The following is a 25,504-nucleotide window of genomic DNA, read 5'->3' as shown; positions in this document are numbered from 1 at the left end:
TGACTAAGTTTTTTCTAAGGCGGTAACCTTAGCCTCAAGTGCCTCTAACTTTTCTCTAGTCCTGGCAAGAACTTTAGCCTGTAACTCAAACTCTTCGCGAGTAACCAAGTCCATTTTTTGAAAACCTTGGTTCATCATCGCGCGTACATTCTTTTCAATCTCTTGGGCTGGTGAATTTCGAATGGCATCCCCCACCTTGTTTTGCATATCACTCGCGATGCGTTGAATTTGCTCGAGGATTTCACCGGGTTTTTGCATGATGGGGTTTCGCAGTTCTATAAAAGTTGCATAAAAGACACATATTGTTATTTTATGTTGGGTGACCAAAAATGGGCAAAAGGCTTAAAAATAAGCCAAAAAGTCCTAAATTCACATGCATGGTGCAATCTTAAGCACCAAAAAAGTGCAAATGCCTTAATAGGGGGATTTGTGGCAAATCTGTGAATACCTAAACCATCAATATCCCTTCATGCATTCAGCATTCAACCCATTTTTTATGACAACCAGTAAGGAGTAACACATGAAAACTTTGCAAAAATCAGCTCTCGCGCTAGCCGCATCAAGCTTGTTGGCTACTGCCGCTTTTGCTCAAACAGCCCCTGCAGCAGAGGCTCCAGAGGCTAGTCCGATTACCGCTAACGTAACTGTAGTAAATGACTATCGTTATCGTGGTATCAGCCAATCAAACTTCAAGCCAGCGATTCAAGGCGGCTTTGATTACGCTCATGAGAGTGGTCTCTATATTGGTAACTGGAACAGCTCTATTAGTTGGATTAGTGATTCTTACGGACCTAACGGCGGTTTCTCTGGTAATGGATTTACAGCAGGACAAGTAAGCTCATCGATCGAAATGGATTTTTATGCAGGTATCAAAAAAGAATTAATTGGTCCAGGTTTTGCATCTGACTTAGGTATTTTGCAGTACTACTATCCAACTTCGGGTATTCCCAACACCAATGGCTTAACCGCAAATCCAAACTCAACTGAAGTTTATGTTGCACAGAACTTTACCTTTGGACCAGTAACAGGTTTTGCTAAGTTCTCCTACGCGGTATCAACTTTGTTTGGAACTGCTAATTCAACTGGTTCCTATTACCCAGATTTAACAGTGAACTATGACACTGGTTTCTGGGGCTTAGCGTTGAACGGCCACGTTGGCTATCAATATTTTGCTGGAAACCAACCTACTAACGCCACTGTTTGGAATGGAAATTCAGTTGGCAATGTTAGCAACAACACTTTATACGGTTACACAGACTGGAAATTGGGTGTCACTAAAGACTTTGGAGGTGGCTTATCTGGATCACTAGCTTACGTAGGTACTAACGCTGCAACTTATCAGGGCGTTTATGCCTACTCAAACCCACAAGGCAAGAATTTGGGTAGATCAACTGGCTTAGTTTCTTTAACAAAAACTTTCTAATTTCCACCTCTGAACGGAGAAACATATGAAATTAATTACCGCAATCATCAAGCCCTTCAAGCTTGACGAAGTGCGCGAAGCTCTCTCGGAAGTGGGAGTTTCGGGCATCACCGTCACTGAAGTTAAAGGCTTTGGTCGTCAAAAAGGCCACACTGAGTTGTATCGCGGTGCTGAGTATGTAGTGGACTTTTTGCCGAAGGTAAAAATTGAAGCTGCTGTTGAAGATGGCATCTTGGAGCGTGCGATTGAAGCAATTGAAAAATCTGCACGTACAGGCAAGATTGGTGATGGCAAGATTTTTGTCTCTCCAGTTGAGCACGTCATTCGCATTCGCACCGGTGAAACCGGCGCGTCAGCACTTTAAAGAGAGGTTCAAAATGTTAACTTGGATGAAAAAACTACTAGCTGGCAGTGCGATGGCTTTGGCCATTGGTACTACTGGTGTGATGGTTACTTCGCCAGCGCATGCTGATGAAGCAAAAAAACCAGCAGTAACTGCTCCTGCCGCAACTCCTGCTGCTGCAGAGCCAGCACCTGTTCTTTGCTCCGAAAAGTGCAATAAAGCCGACGTTGTATGGATGATGGTATGTACAGCACTAGTGCTGTTAATGACACTTCCTGGTTTGGCTTTGTTCTACGGTGGTTTAACACGTAGCAAAAACATTCTGTCGATCTGTATGCAATGTTTTATGGTGTTCTCTTTGATCACCGTGCTGTGGGCTATTTACGGCTATAGCTTTGCATTCACTGAGGGCGGGGCATTTATAGGTGGACTGGATCGCTTGTTCTTGGGTGGTATGACTTCAGAATCAGTTGCAGCTACCTTTAGTAAGGGTGTTGTAATTCCTGAGTTTATATTCATGACCTTCCAAGCAGTGTTCGCAACCATTACTTGCTGCTTGATCATCGGTGCCTTTGCTGAGCGCGCTAAGTTCTCTGCAATTTTGATATTCATGATTATTTGGTTCACATTTAGCTACTTACCAATCGCTCACATGGTTTGGTTCTGGCCTGGTCCTGATGACATCAAAGATGCTGCATCACTCGAGGCTATCACTGCTCGTGCTGGTTGGTTGTGGCAAAAAGGTGTTCTCGACTTTGCTGGCGGTACCGTTGTGCACATCAATGCAGCTATCGCTGGCTTGGTAGGGTCCTACGTTATCGGCAAGCGTGTTGGCTACGGTAAAGAAGCAATGAAACCACATAATCTAGTTTATGTAATGACTGGTGCTGCACTCTTGTGGTTCGGTTGGTTTGGTTTCAACGCTGGTTCAGCACTCGAAGCAAACGGTAGCGCAGCATTGGCTTTCGTGAATACCTATTTGGCTACTGCCGCCGCTGTATTGGGTTGGTCTGTTGCTGAGTGGGTTCTCAAAGGCAAGCCATCCATGTTAGGTGCTGCTTCTGGTTGCGTAGCCGGTTTGGTTGCCATTACTCCTGCTGCTGGTTTTGCTGGCCCAATGGGTTCAATCATCATCGGTTTGATCGCTGGTGTTGTTTGCCTCTGGGGTGTTACTGGCCTTAAGAAAATCTTGGGTTCAGATGACAGCTTGGACGTATTTGGTGTACATGGCGTAGGTGGTATTACTGGCGCATTGTTGACCGGCGTATTTGCTGATCCAGCATTAGGCGGTTCTGGTATCTGGGATTATGTAGCGAATGCTGTGGCCCCTGATTACTCTATTGCTAGCCAATTGTGGATTCAGGCTCAAGGCGTAATTACCACCTTGATCTGGTCCGGCGTAGTTTCTTTCATCGCATTCAAATTGATCGATATGGTGATTGGTTTGCGCGTGAAGGAAGAGGAAGAGCGCGAAGGCTTGGATATCAGCTCACATGGTGAAGCTGCCTACGAGTCTTAATTTATAGATTTACCCCACACTGGGCGGCCTAGCTTGGCTACCTAGTTTTAAGCGCGGGATCTTAGGATCCCGCGTCTTTCTTTTAATAATCTTACAATAGTGGAATGGTTCCACATCTCATTACAGCCTTAAGCGGTCCTTTGCTCGAATTAGAGTCAAAGGTTTTAGAAGCGACCCCACCCATTGAGCGTTGGTTTAGGCTGGAATGGCAAGAACATACCCCGCCGTTCTACTGCTCGGTTGATTTACGAAATTCAGGTTTTAAGTTAGCCCCGGTTGATACCAATCTATTTCCTGGCGGATTTAATAATCTTTCTCCACAGATGCTGCCTTTGGCTGTGCAGGCAGCAATGGCTGCAATTGAAAAGATTTGTCCAGAAGCCAAAAATTTATTATTAATTCCAGAGCGCCACACCCGCAATACTTTCTATTTGCAAAATATTGCGCGTTTATCTTCCATCTTGCGTCAAGCCGGATTGAATGTGCGCTTAGGTACTTTTTCAGAAGAGATCAAAAAACCAACTTGGATTGATCTACCTGATGGTAATCGCCTCTTGATGGAGCCGCTCTCCCGCTTGGGCTTGAAAAAGCAACGTCTCGGGTTAAAAGACTTTGATCCTTGCTCTATTTTGCTGAATAACGATTTATCTGCTGGTATTCCACCGATTTTAGAAAACCTGCATGAACAATATTTGTTACCGGGCTTACATGCTGGTTGGCATGTGCGCCGCAAGTCAAATCACTTTGCTGCCTATGAAGAGGTGGCAAAGAAGTTTGCCAAAGTTGTTGATATTGATCCTTGGATGATTAATCCTTACTTTACTAGTTGCTCAAATATTAATTTTCATGAGCGTAAGGGTGAAGACGAATTGCAAACAGCAGTAGAGCAGGTCTTAAAAAAGACAGCTAAGAAATATCGTGAGTACGGAATTAAAGAAAAGCCATATGTTGTTGTAAAGGCGGATGCTGGTACGTATGGTATGGGCATTATGGTGGTGAATGACCCCGCGCAACTTAAAGACTTAAACCGTAAAGAACGCAATAAGATGAGCGTGGTTAAAGAAGGTTTAGAGGTAAGCGATGTATTAATTCAAGAGGGCGTCTATACCTTTGAGAAGGTCAATGAAGCTGTCGCAGAGCCAGTTGTATACATGATTGACCGTTACGTGATTGGCGGCTTCTACCGTGTTCATACTGACCGTGGTCCCGATGAAAATCTAAATGCCCCTGGTATGCATTTTGTACCTCTAGCATTTGAGCAAAACTCGATGCCAGATATGAGTGCTAAGCCAGGCAGTGCAGCGCCAAATCGTTTCTATTTGTATGGTGTTGTTGCACGCTTAGCTTTACTAGCGGCTTCGTTGGAGCTTGAGCGCACCGACCCTGATGCTGAAGCGGCCTAATAATTTAGAAAACTATGGACTTTCTATTCATCGCCGATCCACTCGAGTCCTTTAAGGTAAAAAAAGATTCAACGTTGGCGATGATGCGTGCTGCTCAAGCAGTCGGCCATCGTTTATGGTTTTGTCAAAGCCGTAATGTCTTGTGGAAAGATGATCTCGTCGTTGCAGATTGTCAAACTCTGGTGGTTAAGCCAAGCTCTACTTCTTGGTTTGAGCTTGGTGGAATAGAGTCACGATCTCTTAAATCATTTGCTGCGGTTTTGATGCGGACTGATCCACCATTTGATATTGAATATCTCAATACAACTTGGCTGTTGTCTGCGGCAGTTCGTCAGGGCGCAAAAGTATTTAATGATCCTGCGGCTGTGCGTGAGCATTCAGAAAAGCTGTCGATTACTGAATTTCCAGAGTTCATTCCGCCGACATTAGTTACTCGTGAATTCAGTGCTGTAGAAGAGTTTCATCAGCAACATCGCGATATCGTCATTAAGCCTCTAGATGGCATGGGCGGAATGGGAGTGTTTCGTGTTGGGCCAGACGGCTTAAATCTAGCCAGCATCGTAGAAACACTTGGTGAGAATGGGGCCAGAACCCTGATGGTGCAGCGTTTCTTACCAGAGATAGCCCAAGGCGACAAAAGAGTTTTGCTAATCGGCGGAGAGGTAGTGCCGTTTAGTTTGGCGCGTATTCCTCAAGGTAGTGAGATTCGTGGAAATTTAGCAGCTGGTGGCAAGGGTGTTGCGATGCCCCTCACTGATACTGAGAAAAAAATTGCAGAACGCCTGGCGCCCATTTTGTATCAGCGCGGTTTATTCTTGGTAGGGCTCGATTTAATTGGCGGTTACCTTACAGAGATTAATGTTACTAGCCCCACTTGTTTTGTTGAAATTACCGAACAAAGTGGGTTTGATGTTTCACAGTTTTTCTTGAAAGCGCTTGAGAAGGTATTGTCATAACATGGCTGGAATCGTAATTGTTGCTCATACACCCCTTGCTAGCGCAATGCTTGGATTTGCTGAGCATACTTTTGGGGTAGTGCCTGAGCGTGTGAGAGCGGTTGATATACCGCCTTATGAAGATACTAAAGTGAGCTTTGATCGAGTGTTAAAAGCTGCCTATGGAGTGAATACCGGAAATGGTGTTTTGATTTTGACGGATGTGATGGGGGCAACCCCAGCAAACGTAGCATCAAAGTTAGAGGCCCTTGGCCCCTTATCTGGACTAAATGCCCCCGTAGTAGTGCTCGCTGGATTAAATCTACCAATGCTCATGCGCTGCATCAATCATCGCGCTGAGAATTTAGAAGAATTGGCTAAAAAGGCGCTCGCTGGCGGTCAGAATGGAATCTTGCGCCTTGGTGCAAAAGTGAAAGAATAATGATCAAGGAGTTCACGCGTAATGCCAGTTGCTGAAATTGAAATCATCAATAAATTAGGTCTGCATGCTCGTGCATCTGCCAAGCTTTCGCAATTGGCGGCCCAGTTTCCTTGTGAAATATTCTTGTCACGCAATGGGCGTCAAATCAATGCTAAGAGCATTATGGGCGTCATGATGTTAGCTGCCGGCATCGGCAGCACCGTAACACTCGAGACTGTCGGCGATCAAGCTGATGAGGCAATGCAAGCTCTGACAGCATTAATTAATGACCGCTTTGGAGAGGGCGAGTAAGCATGACTTTTGCCTTGCACGGAATTCCGGTATCGAAAGGCATTGCCATTGGCAAGGCGGTACTGATTTCGCGTGCGGCATTAGAAGTTAGCCACTATTTAGTTGAGCCAGGGAAGGAAGATGCTGAGGCGCAAAAGCTGTTAGATGCCTTTGATCAGGTGCGCCAAGAGTTAAACCAACTGCGCCAAGGCTTACCCAAAGATGCACCACAAGAGATGGCTGCTTTTTTAGATGTCCACGGCATGATTCTTGCTGATCCAGCGCTTGCTGAAAAACCAATGATGTTGATTCGCTCCCAGCGCATGAATGCTGCCTGGGCTCTAACGACCGAATTAAATGATTTATTAGAGCAGTTTTCTGAAATCGAAGACCCGTATCTAAAAGAGCGTGCTAACGATATTCGTCAAGTAGCTGAGCGCGTGATTAAAGCCTTAAATGCTCAGAAAAAGGATTCGCTCGATAGCGCTGACATCATGTCGCCAGGCGAGCTAGGTGTTGACTCCATTATCGTAGCTCATGATATCGCTCCGCATGATATGTTGCGCTTCAAGGAGTCTGCTTTTACAGGGTTTGTAACGGACCTCGGTGGCAAGACCTCTCATACCGCTATTGTGGCGCGCAGCATGGAGATTCCTGCAGTAGTAGGTGTGCGTCATGCGAGTGAGATGATTCGCCATGGCGATTGGTTGGTCTTAGATGGCGAGCAAGGTGTTGTGGTCGTCGCTCCAGACGAGAAGTTGCTTGAGGAATACCGTAAGTTACAAACTCAAGCCATAAAAGAGGCTCGTAAGTTACAACAACTCAAACATGCCAAGACCGAAACAGCCGATCGTGTTGAAATCGAGTTATTTGCCAATATTGAGTTACCAGAAGATGCTGTGCAGGCCGTCAAATTAGGTGCAGTAGGTGTCGGCTTATTTCGTTCCGAATTTTTGTTTATGGATCGTAAGCAAGCGCTGCCAGATGAAGAGCATCAATTTTTAGAGTACCGCCGTGTAGTGGATTTAATGCATGGCTTGCCTGTCAATATCAGAACGATTGATGTTGGTGCCGATAAGGCATTGGGCGCAGGTGGAAATGATGTATCTCAAACTGGCACATCCCCCTTGGGTTTGCGGGCGATTCGTTGGTCCTTAACAGAGCCTGAAATATTTTTAACTCAGTTGCGAGCTATTTTGCGGGCATCTGCATATGGCCAGGCACGCATCATGATTCCGATGCTGGCTCATGCTAAAGAGATTGATGAAACCTTCCGTTTAATAGAAAAAGCGAAGCAACAGTTACATCAACGTGGACAAGCATTTAATCCGAATATTCAAGTAGGCGCCATGATTGAAATTCCGGCTGCTGCTTTAGTATTGCCGCTGTTTATCAATCGCTTTGATTTTTTATCGATTGGTACGAACGACTTAATTCAGTACACCCTGGCAATTGATCGCGCTGATCATGCTGTAGCACATCTCTATGATCCATTGCATCCGGCGATTTTGCATTTGCTGGCCAATATTATTGAACAAGCTAAACGCGCTAACGTACCCATTGCGGTATGCGGTGAGATGGCTGGCGACCCCTCCTTAACAAGACTCTTACTTGCTTTGGGGTTGACCGACTTCTCGATGCACTTTAGCCAGCTGTTACTGGTCAAGCGTGAGATCCTCAAAGCAAATGTGGGTTTATTAAAGGCGCGTGTTCCAAGAGTTCTCAAAGCCTACGAGCCTGAAGATCAAGCTAAAGCCCTAGAGCGCTTAATGGCCTAGTGGGCCCTACCGCAAACCGGGCACTCGGGATTGCGAGATATTTTGAATTCATCTATCTGGGTAGTGCGAGCATTCCACAGCAGCATGCGACCCACTAAAGCCTCACCAAAACCTATTTGCACTTGTATTGCTTGGGCAGCTTGCATAGCGCCAATAATGCCTACCAGCGGTGAAAAGATTCCCATCGAAGCGCAGCTGACTTCTTCAAAGCTTTCATCGGGCGAGAAAATGCACGCATAACAAGGCGAGGTAGGATTGCGTGGATCAAAAACACTGATCTGACCATCAAAACGGATTGCCGATCCAGAAACCAATGGAATTTGGTGCTGAACACAACTGGCATTAATTAAATGACGGGTTGCAAAGTTGTCAGTGCAATCTAAAACTACATCAACGCTTGGAAGCAATTCATCAAGAAGCGCGACTGTTACTTTGGCTTCAATAGTTTCAATCTGAATGCCAGAATTGAGTTGTTGTAAAAATTCTTTTCCGGAATTAACTTTGCTTTTGCCAACACTTTTTTCAGTATGCATGATTTGGCGCTGCAGATTAGTTAGTTCAACGCGATCATGATCTATCAAGGTGATATGACCAATACCAGCGGCTGCCAAGTAAGGGGTTGCAGCACTACCTAGGCCACCAGACCCAATAACCAGGGCGTGCGACTGTAAGAGTTTTTCTTGACCTGCAACATCGATTTCTTCAAGGAGTAAATGCCTTGAGTACCGAAGTAACTGCTCATCATTCATGTGCAGGCCTAAAAATGAATTTTATTCGAGCTTAGATGAAGAGCGCTTCACCGGCTGGCCGTTAATAAAGGCAACTGCTTGAGAAAGCATGAAATCGTCAGCGCTACCTAGCTCAGGTGACTTCTTATTTTTATCCTTTTCTTTTTCTTCAGGAGTTTTCTTGGCATTCTTTTCTTCAATGCGCTGCAACTCTTCAAGACGACGTCGCTCCCGATCCTTGATCAACTTATCTTCGGCAGATTGCTTATTACGCAGATGTTTTTCACTATCGATTTCACGGGTGATTAATACATCATCTGGATCGCCATCCTTATTTTGATCAACTGGGATATCGGGTTTAACGCCAAATGCTTGGATCGATTTGCCACTTGGCGTGTAGTAGTAAGCAGTTGTGATTTTTAGAGCAGAATCATTGGTCAGAGGGCGCACCGTTTGAACAGAGCCCTTACCAAAAGTTGTCTTACCAATAATGGTTGCGCGTTTGTAGTCTTGCAATGCACCAGCAACAATCTCAGAAGCAGAAGCTGAATAGGCGTTAACTAAAACTACCATCGGCATCTTCTTAAAGATCTCGGGAACACCGGCTAAGGGATCTCCTGGTTCGCTCAGACGATACATAGCCGGAGTTGCATTAAATACTTGTTTGGAATCTGGCGCTTGGCCTTTGGTTGATACCACTACTACATCAGCAGGCAAGAAGGCTGCAGCCACACCAACTGCACCTTGCAGGAGGCCGCCACCATTATTTCGTAGGTCAAGAATGATGCCCTTGAGTTTTGGATTTTGATTGGCAAGATCCGTTAATTTTTTAGCAAGATCTGGAACGGTACGCTCTTGAAAGCTTGTTACTCGGACCCATGCAATATCGTTATCCAGAATTTTGGCTTTAACGGATTGCACTTTAATTTCTGCGCGAGTAATCGTTACGGGAAAGCTACGCTCCTCACTCTTGCGATATACAGTCAATGTAATTTTGGTACCAGGTGTGCCACGCATTGTACGAACTGCTTTATCAAGAGACATGCCACGTACTGGCTTGTCATCCAAGCGAGTAATTAAATCACCTGCTTGCAATCCAGCCCGTGCTGCAGGGCTATCTTCAATTGGATTCAATACCTTCACAACGCCATCCTCGGAGGTGATTTCAATTCCGAGACCAGCAAATTTACCTGAAGTTGCTTCTTGCATTTCTGAAAAATCTTTTTTGTCTAGAAAGGTTGAATGTGGATCTAGGCTGCTGACCATTCCTTTTACGGCATCAGTTAAGAGTTGCTTATCTTCGATTGGCTCAACATACTCACGCTTGATTTGTGCAAAGACATTAGAGAGTGTACGTAGTTCATCTAGTGGCAGCTGAGCAGCTTGCTGGGCGGTTGCCGAAAGTTGAATTGTTGCTGCTATTCCAGCAATTAAACCAACGGTAATGAGAGCGAAATTCTTCAGAAATTGACGCATATTTCTTTTTGACCTTAGTCTAGATAAAAGTGTTGAATGGGCTTGAGATTGTCGTCAAGCTCATAGACAAGTGGTACGCCATTAGGGATATTCACTTCCATAATGGCTTCGTTAGACATTTGGTCCAAGTATTTAATTAAAGAACGGATGCTATTGCCATGTGCCACTAATAGTACGCGTTTACCAGCCTTTAGTGCGGGCGCAATGGATTCATTCCACAAGGGAAGCACTCGATCGACATTGTCCTTGAGGCACTCACCTAAAGGAATATCAGAAGTAGTTAATTTGGAATAGCGTTGGTCATTTTTAGGATTGCGCTCATCATCATGCTCTAGCAGTGGAGGGCGAACATCATAAGAACGACGCCAAATATGAACTTGTTCATCGCCATATTTGGATGCGGTTTCAGCTTTATTCAAACCGGTGAGGGCACCATAATGGCGTTCATTCAATCTCCAGCTATGAACTACTGGAAGCCACATTAAATCCATGGCATCTTGAACATGCCAAAGTGTTCTGATAGCGCGCTTTAAAACCGAGGTGTAGGCTACATCAAATTCATAGCCTGCTTTTTTGAGGTTTTCACCCGCAGCCAAGGCTTGTTCTACCCCTTTTGGGGTTAGGTCAACGTCCGCCCAGCCTGTGAAGCGGTTTTCGAGGTTCCAGGCGGACTCGCCATGACGAATAAGGACAAGTTGTTTCATAGAGCCATTCTATAATCTGGTGATGAACTTTCTCACTCAAATTGATAATTTAGCGCTTATTGCCCTCCTTTTGGTTTCGGGCTCAGCGCTTTTCCTTCCCACATTATCTACGCTTATTGGTGGAAAAGGCTTGTCGCCCACCGAAGCCACTATTTGGATTAATCGGCGCAAGGCCTATGTTTTCGATTTACGCCCTGAAGAAGCATATAAAGCAGGGAGACTCCCAGGGGCTAAATTCATTAAACCATCTGAGATTACTACTGCAATTGAGAAGCTCAAGTTGGATCGCAACAATCCAGTAGTGCTGGTATGTGAAACCGGCGCGCATTCCCGTAAGGCAATAGCTGAGGTTAAAAGTCTGGGTTTTGCTGAAGTTGCAACTCTAGATGGTGGCGTACAGGCTTGGAAAGAAGCCGCCCTCCCATTGGTAAAGTAAGAGACTTATGCCATCCGTAACAATGTATAGCACCCAAGTTTGTCCATATTGTGTAATGGCTGAAAAGCTCCTGCACAAAAAAGGCGTGAGTAACTTAGAAAAGATTTTGATTGATCGTGATCCTGCTCAGCGTGAGGTCATGATGACTCGGACTGGTCGTCGGACTGTTCCGCAAATTTATATTGGCGAGACTCACGTTGGTGGTTACGATGATTTGGTGGCTTTAGATCGTGCAGGCAAACTCGATCCTCTATTGGTTTAATGTATTAATTCGTCAAGAAAGATAGCAATGACTGAACAATCTTCCGCACCTCAAGCAGAGGCTGATAAATCAAAAGAGCCTGGATTTCGGATTCAGCGAATTTATCTCAAGGACCTCTCCTTAGAGCAGCCTAATGCGCCACAAATTTTGTTAGTTGCAGCCGAACCTCAAGTAGAAGTAGAAATTGATATTTCTGTATCACCGTTGAGTAGTGAAATTTTTGAAGTGGCTTTGAGCGCAACTGTCACTGCAAAAGTAGATTCAAAAGTATTGTTCTTGGTTGAGGCTAAGCAAGCCGGCATTTTTGAATTTAGCAATATTCCAGCCGAGCAAGTTGATCCAATGCTAGGTATTGCTTGCCCAACTATTTTGTATCCATATCTTCGTTCAAATATTGCTGACATCATTAGCCGCGCAGGCTTCCAGCCGATTCATTTGAATGAGATCAATTTCCATGGCATGTATGAGCATCGTCTCATGCAGGCTCAAGAGGCAGCTGGCAAAGAGAGTGGCGCCACTGATGAGAGCAAAATAATTCTTCCCCATTAGGCCAAAACAGCGAGCCCACAGATCATGAAAGTGACCCTGATTGGTGCTGGAGCTTGGGGAACAGCGATGGCTGCACAAGCGGCTCGCCACCTCAAGGATGGCGATGTTTCCTTGTGGTCTCGTAGTAAAGATCAATTAGCTGAAATCGAGCGGAGCGGTGAAAACTGTTTCTACCTACCTGGCATTCAGCTGCCCAAAAATATTGTCTTTGAAGGCAACTTCTCGGCTGCCATCAAGAGACTCTCTACAAAAGATCTATTGGTAATTGCAACGCCAATGGCGGGACTCTCTGAAACAATTTCTCAAGTATTGAAAATTGCAGAGCACCCTTTAAATATTATTTGGCTTTGTAAAGGCTTAGAGCCCACTACAGCACTGTTACCACATCAAGTGGTTGAGCGTGAAGATAAATTACATAGTCATGGTATTCAACATTCTTATGGCGCACTATCTGGCCCTAGCTTTGCCTCTGAGGTAGGCGCTGGAATGCCATGCGCATTAACAGTTGCGAGTACTTCTGGTGATTTGTGTGCGGTAGCCCAAGCTGCGTTTCATCATGGCAACATGCGCGTTTACTCAAGTGATGATTTGGTGGGCGTGGAATTAGGCGGCGCCGTTAAAAATGTTTTAGCTATTGCTGCTGGCATTGGGGATGGCTTGAATTTGGGTTTAAATGCTCGAGCTGCCGTACTGACGCGTGGCTTGGCCGAGATGATGCGACTGGTGAAAGCTGCCGGCGGAAGATCAGAAACCTGTATGGGTCTGACTGGCGTTGGTGATTTGATATTGACAGCTACAGGAGATCTCTCTCGTAACCGACGCGTTGGTCTTGAGCTTGCTGCTGGTAAAACACTGCCTGAGATATTGTCTGGCTTGGGCCACGTTGCAGAAGGTGTGTTGTGTGCTGCTGCCGTTGGAGATTTAGCAAATCGCTTGGGTGTAGAGATGCCAATTACTGCAATGATGGGCGAAGTATTGGCTGGCAGAATGTCACCACAAGAAGCGGTAAAGAAATTGATGGGTCGAGACCCAAAAATTGAAGCTTAGTCACCCCGCTTTATTTCAGCTTTTACTTGCCGCCTGAAAGACCATTCTGACGCCAGGCTTCATAGACCACAATTGCTACTGTATTCGATAAGTTCAAACTACGGCTACTATCCTGCATTGCAAGGCGCATGCGATTATTTTCTGGAATAGAGTTGCGCACTTCATCAGTAATCCCTTTGGTTTCAGAGCCAAAAACAAAGTAATCATTGGGAGCATATTTGCCCTCATGAAATTTGCCGCTTCCTTTTGTTGTTAAGGCAAAAAGATGTTGAGGATCTGGCTGTTCATTATTTAAAAATTGCGCCCAATTGGTATGAACTTTGACTTTGGCAAACTCGTGATAGTCAAGTCCTGCCCTGCGCAGCCTGGCATCTTCCATTGGAAAGCCTAGGGGCTCAATCAAATGCAGATTTGCTCCAGTATTGGCGCAAAGCCGAATGATATTGCCTGTATTTGGCGGGATTTCCGGTTCGAATAAAACAATATTAAACATGCGGTACTTTAGCTGTTCTGAGTACAACCCAGTTAATGACGTGTGATACGCCATTGTCCTTCAGAACGCGGGCAATTTCATTAAGAGTAGCGCCGCTCGTCATTACATCATCAAAAACGATCACTCTTTGCCCTCGAAGAATTTCGGCGAAGCCAACCTCAATATAAAAAACACCCTGAATGGCTAGCCGTCTTGTATCAAGCCCGCCTCCTGCTTGTTGATACTCATTATGCTCACGTTTGAGTGCATACGGTAATTTCTGAATGGTGGATTGGCAATCAATCCTGCGAGCTATTTCCCAGCTTTGGTTAAATCCGCGTGCAGATAATTTTTGTGTACTGAGTGGTACAGGTAGAAGATAGTTTGCATGGATGGCTTTTAGCTGCTCCGAAAAAGTTTCATTCCATACATTGGCAAGTCCGTACGCATAGGCTAGGCGCTGATGATATTTAAGTTCATGAATCGCATTTTGTAGCTTCCCCTCATACCGATCTAGACAGTATGTTTCATCAAAATGGGGAGGGTCAATCTTGCACTGTTTGCAGTATTGGTCTGCTAGCTCTGATTTATCTAAGCTGATACCACATTGATAGCAGCATTCGTAGTTGAATAAGCTATCTGCCTTTAGAGATTGCAAACACGGTTCGCAAATACTATTTTGTTGGTGGCGTTCGCATACGATGCAGGCGCTGGGTAGAAGTTGTTGGCTGATAGATTGAAAAATCTTCTCTAGAAATCGCATGGGGCGCTGAGTATACTGAGCGAATGACCCACCCAATCAGATGGTTACAAGATGAAATTGCAGACCGTATGCTGCAAAAACTCGACATCGTCAAACTCGATGTCAGAGATGCGTTAATCGTTCCAGATTTTCCTGGAAAGCATTTAGCAGTATTTGCAAAGCGCTATCCGAATGCAAAGATTCACAGTCTTACGGAGGATGGAATTTCTGGTTTTGATATGTGGTGCTCAAAAGCCTCATCTCATTGGCGCTCCATGTTTCGAAGCAATACAGAGCCCATAGCTAACTACCTATCAAAGGGTAAATTTAATCTTCCCGACAATTCTGTTGATTTGGTATTTAGCGATCTCTTATTACAAGACTTACCCGATCCAAGACTTTTTTTACAGGAGTGTTGGCGTGTTTTGAGAGAGGGAGGTTTGATCACTTTTAGCTATTTAGGGCCCGATACTGGAAAAGAATTGCGCGCAGTCGATTCTGGCGGGCTTAGATTAAAGAATTTATTGAGCCCTTGGGATATGCACGATATGGGCGATGCTCTTCTGGGAGAGCGTTTTTCTGATCCTGTAATGGATATGGAATTTATCAATCTTGATTATCAATCGGATGCGCTTTTGCTTATTGATGCAGGGGCGCTGAAATTACTTCAAACAACTACTAGCGCAGTATCTAAACAAGGTCTATTGCCCAAAAAAATGACATTGGAGCTGGTGTATGGCCATGCCTGGGCTTTAGGAAAGGGCCTTGCGAAGGCGCGGGACAATATTGCCTATATTGATGTAAATCAAATTGGGCACAAGACTAGGTCAGATTCTGCTTGAGTGTAAGTGATTACTATCATTTTAAGCTTTGCCAAGATTGGATTAGGCCGTGTTATCCCTGTTTGTTGTTGAGCCCAATTAACCCTATAATCACGGCTGGATGTATTGGCTTGATACCGCTTTTTGGGCATTTAGTGGCGTTTTAGACACTTTGCTCACGACAATAAACAGAGAATAAGATGAATTTATTTGGAAAAGTCACTAGGGCTTCGGTCTATTTAGTAGCAGCCTTTGGCACTGCTTTTGCGCAGGCATCAGAAAATATGCCGGGCGGCCCCGCTGTTAATCAGCTGAATTTTGCTGCACCTGCAACCAAAATCATGCAAGAAATCCATTGGCTCCATTGGATGATGTTAGTGATTTGCGCAGTGATCTTTATCGGCGTGTTTGGAGTGATGTTCTATTCCATCTTGAAACACCGCAAATCATTAGGTCACAAATCAGCATCTTTCCACGAGAGCACAACTGTAGAAATTATTTGGACAGTTATTCCGCTGTTGATCGTGATCGGTATGGCATTGCCTGCAACTAAAACAGTTGTCGCAATGAAAGACACTACTAATTCAGATATCACCATCAAGACCACAGGTTATCAGTGGAAGTGGGGATACGATTACATCAAAGGTGAGGGCGAAGGCATTAGCTTCTTGTCTACCTTGTCAACTTCACGTGAAGCAATTAATAACCTCGCACCAAAATCAAATACCTATTTGATGGAAGTTGATAACGAAATGGTTGTGCCTGTTGGCAAGAAGATTCGTTTGATTACTACTGCTAATGACGTTATTCACGCTTGGACTATTCCAGCATTCGGCGTTAAGCAAGATGCGATCCCTGGATTTGTTCGTGATACCTGGTTTAGAGCCGAAACTATTGGCACATTCCGCGGCCAGTGCTCAGAGTTGTGCGGTGCTGAGCATGCCTTTATGCCTATCGTTGTGAGAGTGGTTTCACAAGAGGACTACACGGCTTGGGTTGCTGAAAAGAAAAAAGAAATGGGTGCAGGCGGTGATGATCCTTCAAAGGTTTACACCCTGGATGAGCAAAAAGAGCGTGGTGCAAAAGTTTATGCATCAAATTGCGCCGCTTGCCACCAAGCTAATGGTAAGGGTGCTGGTGCATTCCCAGCCTTGGATGGCAGCAAAATGGTATTGGGACCTAAAGCAGCCCAATACAACATCCTGATTAATGGTAAAGGTGCAATGCCGAAATGGGCTGGTGTGATTCCTGATGGCGACATTGCTGCAGTCATGACTTATACGCGTAACGCATGGGGTAATAAGACGGGTGAAGTGATTCAGACCCAAGACATTATGACTGCGCGCGGCGGCAAGTAATTCAGATTAACTAATACAGATAAAAACTAAACCGGAGTAATCCATGAGCACAGTCTCTACTACCCACGATCACGCACACGACCATGCACACGACGATCACACGCCACATGGTTGGCGTCGTTGGTTGTTTGCAACCAATCACAAAGACATCGGTACGATGTATTTGATTTTCTCGTTTGTCAGCTTGTTAGCTGGCGGCGTGATGGCTTTGGGAATTCGTTTGGAATTGTTCCAACCTGGTTTGCAATTTTTACGTCCTGAGTTCTTTAACCAACTAACTACCATGCACGGCTTGGTGATGGTGTTCGGTGCGATCATGCCGGCATTCGTTGGTTTCGCTAACTGGATGGTGCCTTTGCAAATCGGCGCATCTGATATGGCGTTCGCTCGTATGAATAACTTCAGCTTCTGGATTTTGCCGGTTGCTGCAACATTATTATTGAGCTCATTCTTGGTTCCTGGTGGCGCTCCATCAGGCGGCTGGACAATCTATGCTCCATTGACTTCACAAATGGGCCCTGGCATGGATATGGCGATTTTTGCCCTCCACTTGTTGGGCGCTTCATCCATTATGGGTTCGATCAACATCATCGTCACCATTTTGAATATGCGCGCTCCTGGCATGACCTTGATGAAGATGCCAATGTTCTGCTGGACTTGGTTGATTACTGCTTACCTATTGATTGCTGTTATGCCTGTGTTGGCTGGCGCAATCACCATGGTGTTAACTGACCGTCACTTTGGTACTTCCTTCTTCTCCGCTGTTGGCGGTGGTGACCCAGTCATGTTCCAGCACATTTTCTGGTTCTTCGGTCACCCAGAGGTTTACATCATGATTCTGCCTGCATTCGGTATCGTGAGTGAAATCGTTCCAGCATTCTCCAGAAAAACATTGTTCGGTTATAGCTCCATGGTTTATGCAACATCGTCCATCGCGATCTTGTCATTCATCGTTTGGGCTCACCACATGTTTGCAACTGGTATGCCTGTTACCGGTCAATTGTTCTTCATGTACGCAACCATGTTGATTGCTGTTCCAACGGGCGTAAAGATTTTTAACTGGGTTGCAACAATGTGGCAAGGTTCAATGACCTTTGAAACTCCAATGTTGTGGGCTATCGGCTTTATTTTCGTATTTACGATGGGTGGCTTTACTGGTTTGATCTTGGCAATGGCACCAATTGATATTGGTCTCCAAGATACTTACTATGTAGTTGCTCACTTCCACTATGTATTGGTAGCAGGCTCCTTGTTTGCCATGTTCGCCGGTTTTTACTACTGGTGTCCAAAGTGGACTGGTTACATGGCTAATGAAACACGCGGCAAGATCCACTTCTGGGCTTCCATGATTTTCTTTAACTTAACTTTCTTCCCAATGCACTTCTTGGGCTTGGCTGGTATGCCACGTCGTTATGCTGACTATCCAACTCAGTTCGCCGACTTCAATTCGATTGCATCCATCGGAGCCTTGGGTTTTGGTTTGGCACAGGTTTATTTCTTGCTCTTCGTTGTGTTACCTGCGTATCGTGGCCAAGGCGAAAAAGCTCCGATGAAGCCATGGGATGGCGCTAAAGGTTTAGAGTGGATTTTGCCTTCACCAGCACCACACCATACATTTGAAACTCCTCCTAATGCGGAGCAGTTGCGTGAAGCAGGAATTTAATTCTTCAAGAAAGCAAACCTTAGCTGCCAATAATCGCAGATTAGGGTTTGTTCTTTTGAGTGTTGTATTAACTTTTTTTATTGGTATTTTGATTAAACGGAGCTTGTTGGGTTAATCCCGCATATTGCGATGGTTACTACTCAATCACTTAATCGTCAGATTTTGTTAAAGCTCTTGGTTGCAGCAGTAATGATGTTTGGTTTTGGCTATGCTTTAGTCCCGATGTATAAGGCCTTATGTGAGGTCACTGGAATTAACGTAGTTACTAGTAAGAATGATTATGGTGTTCGTGCCTTTAGCCCTAACAGGGTTGGTAACACCCAGGTTAATTATTCTCGTACGGTGACGATCGAGTTTGATTCCAATAGTCGTGGGCCATTTACGTTTAAGCCGGTGAAGAACTTCTTGGAAGTTCATCCAGGTGAGATGACTGAGATTGTGTATGAAGTAACAAACAATTTGGGTCGTCCGGTGCGTGCGCAGGCAATACCAAGTTATGCGCCTAAAAGCGCAACGGAGTTTTTTACTAAATTAGAGTGCTTTTGTTTTCAGGAACAAACACTAGCAGCAAATGAAACAAAGAAGATGCCGGTGGTATTTGTGATTGATGCAGGCTTGCCTGATGATGTGAAAACAATCACCTTGTCGTATACCTTCTTTGAGTTGGGATTGGGCGGCACTCCGCCCGCTCCTAAGTCGAGAGTATCTTCATGAAGAAGAAAAGTAGTTTTATGCAGTCTATGAAAGCCGTGATGTGGGGCTTCTTGGGGGTGCGTAAAAAATCAGGTTTGCAGGAAGATGTAGCTTCACTAAGTTTTGTGCACATTATCATCGCAGGTGTTGTTGGCGCCCTGATTTTTATGGGTGTGCTGCTCTTGATAGTGAAGGCAGTTGTGTCCAATTGATTATTTTTTGATTGAATAGAGAGAATAAGATGTCATCCAATTCAACCCCATACTATTATGTCCCTGGACTATCTAGACACCCAGCCATGGCGGCTCTTGGTTTGATCGCCTTTGGTTTTGGTATTTCTGGTTGGGTCAATCACGCTTCTTGGGGCGGTCCGCTAACTCTCGCAGGCGTAGCATGGATTATCTATGTTCTCTATAACTGGTTCGGCGATACCATTGCTGAGTCAAATGCCGGCATGAATGGTGTCAACGTAGATATTTCTTATCGTTGGTCAATGGCTTGGTTCATCTTCTCTGAGATTATGTTCTTTGCGGCATTCTTTTCTGCACTCTTCTATGCTCGTAATATTGCGATGCCTTGGATGGGTGATATAGAGAGCAAACTGCTCTGGCCTAACTTCCAAGCGGTTTGGCCAAATGATGGTCCTGCTGGTTTGGTTGAGAAATTTACCACCATGGGCCCATGGCCAATTCCTACAATTAATACCCTGCTCTTATTGAGCTCTGGTGTGACTATTACTATCGCCCACCACGCATTGGTTGAGAACCACATGAAGAAAGCCATTATTGGCTTGGCTGCTACGGTTGGTTTGGGGGTAATCTTCTTGGGCTTCCAGGTTTATGAGTACTACCATGCTTACCATGAGCTCAATTTGAAATTGACATCTGGTATCTACGGTTCAACCTTCTTTATGTTGACCGGTTTCCACGGCTTCCACGTATTCCTGGGTGGCACGATGTTGGCAATTGTTTTACGCCGCATGATTCGTGGCGATTTCACTGCTAAGCACCACTTTGCATTCGAAGGCGCTGCTTGGTACTGGCACTTCGTTGACGTTGTTTGGCTTGGTCTTTACATCGCCGTTTATTGGATGTAAGCAGATTAAAAAATCGGGGCGTTAAGCCCCGATTGATTTTTAGGTGTTCTCTTCTGAGATGGCTGCTTTTAGTTTGTCCCGACCTTGATGCCGGTAGCCTCAATCAGTCCAAAATAATGGGCTAGCAGGATTCCAATGAATAGGGCGACTGATAGGCCGATACGCAGCATGAGTGAGTGAACCATTCTGGAGCTATTGCCACGATCTTTCATCATGTAGTACAGGGCTGATCCTAGGCTGGTAACAATCATTAGTAGGACAATTGGAATAATCCACTTCATCTCAAATCCTTATTTTTAAATCTTTTGAATAACCTTTTTACCGCCCTCATTACTAAGCGCATAGTTGCTACTGTATCAGCCTTGCTGGTCATTGCCATTGGCTGTGCTGCTGGCATTTGGCAGTTGAGTAGGGCTGACACTAAGATAGGTTTGGCGGCGAATTTATTAGCTCGCCAACAGATGCCAATTTTGAGTGCGAATTCAGGCCCCTTCATCTTAGAAGATGCAAGTGAGCGTCGCATGATTGCGCGAGGCCAATATCTTCCCCAGGCAGCCATTTGGTTGGATAACCGACCAAGACCGATTCCCCCTGTCGGAAGCAATACTTCACAGTCCGGTTTTTATCTTCTCATGCCCATGCAATTGGAGGGGCGCGATGAGGTGCTTTGGATTAATCGGGGTTGGGCACCGCGCAACAATGAAAATCGTGAGTCTTTGCCACCAGTTAAAACGCCGGCCAATGTAGTCAATATTGAGGGTATTGTGTTTGCCCATCCTGGCAGGGTCTATGCACTTGGTGAAAGTAAAGTCCCAGTAGATATTGATAAGCCCCGCATTGAGCAGAATTTTGATTTAGCTGGCGAGGGCAAGCTGCGCGGCTGGGTGCAAAGCCCTTATATTTTGCGGGAGATTGATACTGGTATTGATGATGGCTTACTGCGTGAGTGGGCTCCTCTGACGACCGGAGTCGATCGCCATTATGCTTATGCATTCCAGTGGTTTGCTTTAGCCGCTTGCGGCTTCTTATTTTGGCTGATTACTGGCCTGCGGCAATTTCGGCGGCAGGGTATGAATGGGGATCAAGGGTGAGTGATAGAGAGTTATTAATACCGGCTTCACAAATGGATTCGTCGGCAATCAATGCACGTACTCGCCGTGGCCGAATTCAAATGCTCTTGTTATTGCTTGCATGTGCTGCACCAGTGATTGCCTCTTATTTGGCGTATTACGTGATTAAGCCTGAGGGTGGAAAAACCAATTTCGGAACTTTGGTCTATCCAGCACAAGAATTAAATCCTGCGTGGTTCAATGTGCCGCTGCAAGGCAAATGGACTTTACTCATTGCACGCCCTGCTGGTGAATGCCAAATCAAAGATGAAAATTGTCTTGAAGCTTTATTTTTGATGCGTCAGGTCAGAGTTGCTGTGGGCAGAGAAAGTAAACGCGTTCAGTTGCTATGGGTCAATACTGATGGCAAGCCTGTAGACCCTGAGGTTGCGAAGGCCTATGACGAGCAGGCTGCTGGATTAAAGGTTGTTGCAGCCCCAACAGACCCCAAGTTAAGGGCGGAATTTGAGGCTTGGCTCAATAAAGAAGGTGCCGGACAACAGATTCAGTTAATTGATCCAAGTCCAGCCAAGATGATGTATTTCCCAGTGACAAATTCTCCTAAAGAATTTACCAGCATCAAAAAAGATTTAGAAAAACTCTTGAAGTTGAATCGCAAGGGTGAAAATTTGTAATGTCTACTTTTGTTTTATTCTTGGAGCTGGCTGCTATTGCGATCGTATTCGCAGGGCTGCCATTAGCTTATCTGTGGACAAGACCAGGCTATAGCTTTTTTCAAAAACTCAATTGGGTTTTGGTCTTCATGACTTTTGATCTGATTGTGTTTGGTGCGTTTACCCGTTTGACTGATTCTGGGCTTGGTTGTCCTGATTGGCCGGGGTGTTACGGAGTCTCCAACCCCTTTCATGCTCTTGGTGAAATTCAACAAGCGGAAGCTGCTATGCCCAGTGGTCCTGTGACGGTGATCAAGGCTTGGATCGAAATGATTCACCGTTACTTAGCAATGACGGTGGGTGCCTTAATTTTGATTCAGGTTGTTACTGCCTTTAGCAAGATAAAGTCTTTAGGGAAGATGCCTTTTTGGGCAAGTCTAGGATTGCTCTTCTTGGTATGTGTTCAGGGCGCTTTTGGCGCTTGGACTGTGACGCTTAAATTACAGCCCATCATTGTGACCATTCATCTGATGCTGGCTTTAGTTTTATTGGCTTGCTTAACTGTTTATGCTCAGCAAGCTTGGGAGCAAAGTGCTTCTTCAATTCATACTCTACGTATACGTCCTTTGCCAGCTCAATTACTACTCATTGCTTTTGTAGTTCTCGCTATCCAAATCTTTTTGGGCGCTTGGGTCAGCACTAATTACGCTGTCTTGGCTTGCCCCGATTTTCCTACTTGTCTGGGGGCGGCGTGGCCAGAGACTAATTGGGGCGAAGGCTTTACCCTTTGGCGTCAATTGGGCCTTAATGCTCAAGGTGAATTTATTTCTCCAATTGCGCTACAAACCATTCATTGGGCCCATCGCTTATTTGCCGTAGCAGTGTTGGTTGTCTTGAGCGTTCTGAGTCTGAAAGCTTTGCAGTTAGCAACACCAGTGTTATCTGGTCTGAGCCGCTTTGCCAAACTGCTGCTCGCCTTACTTCTATTGCAAGTGATCACTGGTATATCAAACGTTATCTTCCAGTGGCCATTGTTGGCTGCTTTATTACACACTGCCGGTTCCGCGGCTCTAGTATTCTGTTTAGTCAGAATGAGTTCTTGGGCATCTTGGGGCCCATCTCTTCATAAGAAGATGACAAAGCGATGAGTACACCTCAAACATCTAGGTCAGTGGCAATGCCACGTTGGCGTCAGTACTGGGTTTTAACTAAACCCAGGGTGACTCAACTCGCCGTTTTTTGTGCCTTGATTGGGATGTTCCTGGCTACCCCAGGTATGGTTCCCTATCCCGTGCTAATTGGTGGAGTTGTTGGAATTTGGTTATTAGCAAGTGCTGCGTTTGCTGTGAACTGTTTAATCGAGCAAGCAGTCGATGCAAAGATGAAGCGTACTTCTTGGCGCCCCTCTGCTACTGGAGAAGTGACACCGTTTCATATTATTGTTTTCTCCATCATTCTGGGTGCGCTCGGGATGGTTATTCTTTGGAATTTTTGTAACCCATTAACAATGTGGCTGACCTTGGCAACTTTTGTGGGCTATGCAGTGATTTACACCTGGTTATTAAAACCAGCTACTCCACAAAATATTGTGATTGGTGGACTCTCCGGAGCCATGCCTCCAGCACTGGGCTGGGCTGCAGTAACCAACACGCTCTCTGCCGAAGCTTGGCTCTTGGTCTTGATTATTTTTGTCTGGACGCCCCCGCACTTTTGGGCCTTAGCTTTATATCGTCGCGATGACTATGTGCAATCTGGTTTACCAATGTTGCCAGTAACTCATGGTGAGCGTTTTACCTTGCTGAATATTCTCTTGTACACCTTGATCTTGATTGCGGCGACCATGCTGCCTTATATCTACGGTATGAGTGGCATGGTATATCTCGTTTCGGCCATTATTCTTGGCTTAATTTTCTTGGCCTATGCCATTGCATTGTTTATTTCTTATAGCGATGCTTTGGCTAAAAAAACTTTCCGTTTTTCAATTAGCTATTTGTCTTTGCTCTTTGCGGCGTTGCTGATAGATCACTACTTCCTCTGAAATGAACATCACTTTTTTGCGTAACTGCTGTATTGCTGCTCTGCTTATTGCATTAACTGCTTGTAGCCCAAAGCCTGAGTTTAAAAATATCGATATCACTGGCGGCACTGCCTTTGGTAAGGACTTTAGCTTAGTAGATCCCGATGGTAAGGTGAGAACACTGGCTGACTTTAAGGGCAAGGTTGTAGTGATGTTCTTTGGCTATACCCAGTGTCCCGATATCTGTCCAACCACTTTGACAGAAATGCAGCAAGTCATGGCGCTAATGGGGCCTCAATCCGATAAGGTACAGGTGCTTTTTGTGACCGTTGATCCTGAACGAGATACTGCTGCTATTTTGAAGCAGTATGTACCGGCATTTGATCCACGTTTCTTGGGCCTTCGCCCAGTTGATGATGCTGCTTTAGAGAAGGTTGCTAAGGACTTTAAGATTTATTACAAGAAGGTGCCTGGTACAAGCCCTGGTTCGTATACGATGGATCACACGGCCGGTAGTTACGCGTTTGATCCAGAAGGGCGCCTGCGTTTATATATTAAGCATGCTCAAGGTCCTGAGACCTTGGCGCATGACTTGAAAGAGCTTTTAAGGTAAAAGAGTGTGTGGAGGCTGAAGGAGCTTAGGCTGCTTGAGCTTGCAACATGCCGCGCATCTTTTTGAGAGCTGCTGTCTCAATTTGACGAACGCGTTCCGCAGAGATGCTATATTCATTGGCAAGGTCATGCAGTGTTTTTGTACCATTACCATCGGCATCCATTGCTAACCAACGTGACTGCACAATATTGCGACTACGCTCGTCTAAGGCCATCAAGGCTTGATCTAGCTTAGGGCCCTGGAGTGCATCAGCTTCATTGCTGGCAATACGCTGTGTAGGCTCTTGGGTGTTATCAGCAAGCCATTGAATCGGCGCATAGGCTGCATCTTCATCAGTGTCTTCACCTTCTAGTGCAACATCGCCACCAGCAAGACGCATTTCCATTTCTTTAACGTCTGAGCCCTTAACGTCAAGCGCTTTAGCTAATGCAGCCACTTCACTTGGAGTGAGAGCGCTTAAAGTTGGTTTGTTACTGCGTAAGTTAAAAAACAATTTACGCTGTGCTTTGGTCGTTGCCATTTTGACCAAGCGCCAATTCTTGAGAATGTACTCATGAATTTCTGCTTTGATCCAGTGAATTGCGTAAGACACTAAGCGTGCACCATTATTTGGGTCGTAACGCTTTACCGCTTTCATCAAGCCAATATTGCCTTCTTGAATTAAGTCAGCGTGCGGAATGCCATAGCCAAGATATTGGCGAGCAACAGATACAACCAAACGTAAATGGGAGAGCACTAAAGTCCTAGCGGCATCTACATTTTCAGTACGACGAAATTCCTGCGCAAGATGTAACTCTTCTGCAGCGCTCAGCATTGGTACGCGATTGACGTATGCAATGTATGAATCAAGAGTGCCAACCCCAAGGGAGGGCAACATCGGAAATGCAGACGCCGCCGCAGTCTGCGCGACGGGCAGTCTTTGCATATTCGGATTGTCGGATTTCTTTTGAACCATTTTTTAGTAAATATGAGGTGTTAATAGGATTCTATT

32 protein-coding genes are annotated in these 25,504 nt (G+C 45.3%); 24 read left to right on the top strand and 8 right to left on the bottom strand.

What is annotated here, in order from left to right:
• Nucleotides 1-3: 3 nt before the first annotated feature.
• Nucleotides 4-258 carry an accessory factor UbiK family protein gene (locus B6A14_RS01260; RefSeq protein ID WP_087908662.1) on the bottom strand — a complete coding sequence of 85 codons (255 nt, stop codon included), beginning with the start codon at nt 256-258 and terminating at the stop codon, nt 4-6.
• A 262-nt stretch (nt 259-520) separates the two neighbouring features.
• On the opposite strand from B6A14_RS01260, the gene B6A14_RS01255 reads away from it, so the two are divergent.
• From B6A14_RS01255 to ptsP, 8 genes are all read left to right on the top strand, one after another.
• The gene (locus B6A14_RS01255) at nt 521-1,423 is read left to right on the top strand and encodes a TorF family putative porin (protein WP_087908661.1); all 903 of its coding nucleotides are present in this window, start codon (nt 521-523) and stop codon (nt 1,421-1,423) included.
• A 25-nt stretch (nt 1,424-1,448) separates the two neighbouring features.
• Nucleotides 1,449-1,787, top strand: a complete 339-nt coding sequence (locus B6A14_RS01250) for a P-II family nitrogen regulator (protein WP_011903792.1) — start codon at nt 1,449-1,451, stop codon at nt 1,785-1,787.
• Between the two features lie 13 nt (nt 1,788-1,800).
• Nucleotides 1,801-3,285, top strand: a complete 1,485-nt coding sequence (locus B6A14_RS01245) for an ammonium transporter (protein WP_087908660.1) — start codon at nt 1,801-1,803, stop codon at nt 3,283-3,285.
• Nucleotides 3,286-3,389: 104 nt separating this feature from the next.
• A complete protein-coding gene (gene gshA / locus B6A14_RS01240) occupies nt 3,390-4,688 on the top strand; it encodes a glutamate--cysteine ligase (RefSeq protein ID WP_087908659.1) in 1,299 nt (432 codons plus the stop codon).
• A gap of 14 nt (nt 4,689-4,702) precedes the next feature.
• Nucleotides 4,703-5,644, top strand: a complete 942-nt coding sequence (gshB, locus tag B6A14_RS01235) for a glutathione synthase (protein WP_087908658.1) — start codon at nt 4,703-4,705, stop codon at nt 5,642-5,644.
• 1 nt (nt 5,645) lies between these two features.
• Nucleotides 5,646-6,065, top strand: a complete 420-nt coding sequence (locus B6A14_RS01230; protein ID WP_087908657.1) for a PTS sugar transporter subunit IIA — start codon at nt 5,646-5,648, stop codon at nt 6,063-6,065.
• Nucleotides 6,066-6,086: 21 nt separating this feature from the next.
• Nucleotides 6,087-6,356: an HPr family phosphocarrier protein gene (locus tag B6A14_RS01225; protein ID WP_087908656.1), complete on the top strand. Its 270-nt coding sequence runs from the start codon at nt 6,087-6,089 to the stop codon at nt 6,354-6,356.
• A 2-nt stretch (nt 6,357-6,358) separates the two neighbouring features.
• Nucleotides 6,359-8,113 (top strand): phosphoenolpyruvate--protein phosphotransferase, encoded by a 1,755-nt coding sequence (gene ptsP, locus B6A14_RS01220; RefSeq protein WP_087908655.1) that lies wholly within the window; start codon nt 6,359-6,361, stop codon nt 8,111-8,113.
• Here ptsP and B6A14_RS01215 read toward each other — a convergent pair.
• Genes B6A14_RS01215 through gpmA form a run of 3 tightly spaced genes read right to left on the bottom strand, consistent with a single transcriptional unit; the run spans nt 8,110 to nt 11,021 of the window.
• Nucleotides 8,110-8,862 carry a HesA/MoeB/ThiF family protein gene (locus B6A14_RS01215; protein ID WP_087908654.1) on the bottom strand — a complete coding sequence of 251 codons (753 nt, stop codon included), beginning with the start codon at nt 8,860-8,862 and terminating at the stop codon, nt 8,110-8,112. The genes ptsP and B6A14_RS01215 overlap by 4 nt on opposite strands.
• Before the next feature lie 21 nt (nt 8,863-8,883).
• Nucleotides 8,884-10,317, bottom strand: a complete 1,434-nt coding sequence (locus B6A14_RS01210; protein ID WP_087908653.1) for a S41 family peptidase — start codon at nt 10,315-10,317, stop codon at nt 8,884-8,886.
• Between the two features lie 14 nt (nt 10,318-10,331).
• Nucleotides 10,332-11,021, bottom strand: coding sequence for a 2,3-diphosphoglycerate-dependent phosphoglycerate mutase (gene gpmA / locus B6A14_RS01205; RefSeq protein ID WP_087908652.1), 690 nt, complete (start codon nt 11,019-11,021; stop codon nt 10,332-10,334).
• Between the two features lie 22 nt (nt 11,022-11,043).
• Between gpmA and B6A14_RS01200 the strand changes: the two genes are divergently transcribed.
• From B6A14_RS01200 to B6A14_RS01185, 4 genes are read left to right on the top strand one after another with little or no spacing between them, the layout of a single operon-like run.
• Nucleotides 11,044-11,457, top strand: coding sequence for a rhodanese-like domain-containing protein (locus tag B6A14_RS01200; RefSeq protein ID WP_087908651.1), 414 nt, complete (start codon nt 11,044-11,046; stop codon nt 11,455-11,457).
• Between the two features lie 7 nt (nt 11,458-11,464).
• Nucleotides 11,465-11,719 (top strand): glutaredoxin 3, encoded by a 255-nt coding sequence (grxC, locus tag B6A14_RS01195; protein WP_087908650.1) that lies wholly within the window; start codon nt 11,465-11,467, stop codon nt 11,717-11,719.
• 27 nt (nt 11,720-11,746) lie between these two features.
• Nucleotides 11,747-12,268, top strand: a complete 522-nt coding sequence (secB, locus tag B6A14_RS01190; RefSeq protein ID WP_087908649.1) for a protein-export chaperone SecB — start codon at nt 11,747-11,749, stop codon at nt 12,266-12,268.
• A gap of 24 nt (nt 12,269-12,292) precedes the next feature.
• Nucleotides 12,293-13,315: an NAD(P)H-dependent glycerol-3-phosphate dehydrogenase gene (locus B6A14_RS01185; protein WP_087908648.1), complete on the top strand. Its 1,023-nt coding sequence runs from the start codon at nt 12,293-12,295 to the stop codon at nt 13,313-13,315.
• 22 nt (nt 13,316-13,337) lie between these two features.
• Here B6A14_RS01185 and trmL read toward each other — a convergent pair whose 3' ends face one another.
• A complete protein-coding gene (gene trmL, locus B6A14_RS01180) occupies nt 13,338-13,808 on the bottom strand; it encodes a tRNA (uridine(34)/cytosine(34)/5-carboxymethylaminomethyluridine(34)-2'-O)-methyltransferase TrmL (protein WP_087908647.1) in 471 nt (156 codons plus the stop codon).
• Entirely contained in the window at nt 13,801-14,550 is a 750-nt protein-coding gene (locus B6A14_RS01175; protein ID WP_087908646.1) for a ComF family protein, read from the bottom strand. Before B6A14_RS01175 ends, trmL begins: the two co-directional genes overlap by 8 nt.
• Nucleotides 14,551-14,573: 23 nt before the next feature.
• On the opposite strand from B6A14_RS01175, the gene B6A14_RS01170 reads away from it, so the two are divergent.
• From B6A14_RS01170 to B6A14_RS01145, 7 genes are all read left to right on the top strand, one after another.
• Nucleotides 14,574-15,371, top strand: a complete 798-nt coding sequence (locus B6A14_RS01170) for a methyltransferase domain-containing protein (protein WP_236635595.1) — start codon at nt 14,574-14,576, stop codon at nt 15,369-15,371.
• A 179-nt stretch (nt 15,372-15,550) separates the two neighbouring features.
• Nucleotides 15,551-16,708, top strand: a complete 1,158-nt coding sequence (gene coxB / locus B6A14_RS01165; RefSeq protein ID WP_087908645.1) for a cytochrome c oxidase subunit II — start codon at nt 15,551-15,553, stop codon at nt 16,706-16,708.
• Nucleotides 16,709-16,751: 43 nt separating this feature from the next.
• The gene (gene ctaD, locus B6A14_RS01160; RefSeq protein ID WP_087908644.1) at nt 16,752-18,371 is read left to right on the top strand and encodes a cytochrome c oxidase subunit I; all 1,620 of its coding nucleotides are present in this window, start codon (nt 16,752-16,754) and stop codon (nt 18,369-18,371) included.
• A complete protein-coding gene (locus tag B6A14_RS10455; RefSeq protein WP_216236195.1) occupies nt 18,340-18,486 on the top strand; it encodes a cytochrome oxidase small assembly protein in 147 nt (48 codons plus the stop codon). Before ctaD ends, B6A14_RS10455 begins: the two co-directional genes overlap by 32 nt.
• Before the next feature lie 14 nt (nt 18,487-18,500).
• The gene (locus B6A14_RS01155; RefSeq protein ID WP_087908643.1) at nt 18,501-19,085 is read left to right on the top strand and encodes a cytochrome c oxidase assembly protein; all 585 of its coding nucleotides are present in this window, start codon (nt 18,501-18,503) and stop codon (nt 19,083-19,085) included.
• A gap of 17 nt (nt 19,086-19,102) precedes the next feature.
• Complete coding sequence (locus tag B6A14_RS01150) at nt 19,103-19,276, top strand: DUF2970 domain-containing protein (protein WP_236635590.1); 174 nt, start codon at nt 19,103-19,105, stop codon at nt 19,274-19,276.
• A 29-nt stretch (nt 19,277-19,305) separates the two neighbouring features.
• Nucleotides 19,306-20,160: a cytochrome c oxidase subunit 3 gene (locus B6A14_RS01145; RefSeq protein WP_087908641.1), complete on the top strand. Its 855-nt coding sequence runs from the start codon at nt 19,306-19,308 to the stop codon at nt 20,158-20,160.
• A gap of 68 nt (nt 20,161-20,228) precedes the next feature.
• Here the strand turns inward: B6A14_RS01145 and B6A14_RS01140 are convergent, their stop codons facing one another.
• Entirely contained in the window at nt 20,229-20,441 is a 213-nt protein-coding gene (locus B6A14_RS01140; RefSeq protein WP_087908640.1) for a twin transmembrane helix small protein, read from the bottom strand.
• Between the two features lie 24 nt (nt 20,442-20,465).
• On the opposite strand from B6A14_RS01140, the gene B6A14_RS01135 reads away from it, so the two are divergent.
• The 5 genes from B6A14_RS01135 to B6A14_RS01115 are packed head-to-tail and all read left to right on the top strand — an operon-like array spanning nt 20,466 to nt 24,513.
• Nucleotides 20,466-21,251 (top strand): SURF1 family protein, encoded by a 786-nt coding sequence (locus B6A14_RS01135; RefSeq protein ID WP_236635589.1) that lies wholly within the window; start codon nt 20,466-20,468, stop codon nt 21,249-21,251.
• Nucleotides 21,248-21,904: a hypothetical protein gene (locus B6A14_RS01130; protein ID WP_087908639.1), complete on the top strand. Its 657-nt coding sequence runs from the start codon at nt 21,248-21,250 to the stop codon at nt 21,902-21,904. Before B6A14_RS01135 ends, B6A14_RS01130 begins: the two co-directional genes overlap by 4 nt.
• Complete coding sequence (locus B6A14_RS01125; protein ID WP_087908638.1) at nt 21,904-23,031, top strand: COX15/CtaA family protein; 1,128 nt, start codon at nt 21,904-21,906, stop codon at nt 23,029-23,031. The genes B6A14_RS01130 and B6A14_RS01125 overlap by 1 nt, the downstream gene beginning before the upstream one ends.
• Nucleotides 23,028-23,921, top strand: coding sequence for a heme o synthase (cyoE, locus tag B6A14_RS01120; RefSeq protein ID WP_087908637.1), 894 nt, complete (start codon nt 23,028-23,030; stop codon nt 23,919-23,921). Before B6A14_RS01125 ends, cyoE begins: the two co-directional genes overlap by 4 nt.
• A 1-nt stretch (nt 23,922) precedes the next feature.
• Complete coding sequence (locus B6A14_RS01115; protein WP_087908636.1) at nt 23,923-24,513, top strand: SCO family protein; 591 nt, start codon at nt 23,923-23,925, stop codon at nt 24,511-24,513.
• A gap of 25 nt (nt 24,514-24,538) precedes the next feature.
• Here B6A14_RS01115 and rpoH read toward each other — a convergent pair whose 3' ends face one another.
• Nucleotides 24,539-25,468 (bottom strand): RNA polymerase sigma factor RpoH, encoded by a 930-nt coding sequence (gene rpoH, locus B6A14_RS01110; protein WP_087908635.1) that lies wholly within the window; start codon nt 25,466-25,468, stop codon nt 24,539-24,541.
• Nucleotides 25,469-25,504 lie beyond the last annotated feature (36 nt).

The organism is Polynucleobacter hirudinilacicola (genome assembly GCF_002192535.1).
In the GTDB taxonomy this organism is placed as follows: domain Bacteria; phylum Pseudomonadota; class Gammaproteobacteria; order Burkholderiales; family Burkholderiaceae; genus Polynucleobacter; species Polynucleobacter hirudinilacicola.
This window is presented reverse-complemented; position numbering and strand designations above follow the sequence as displayed.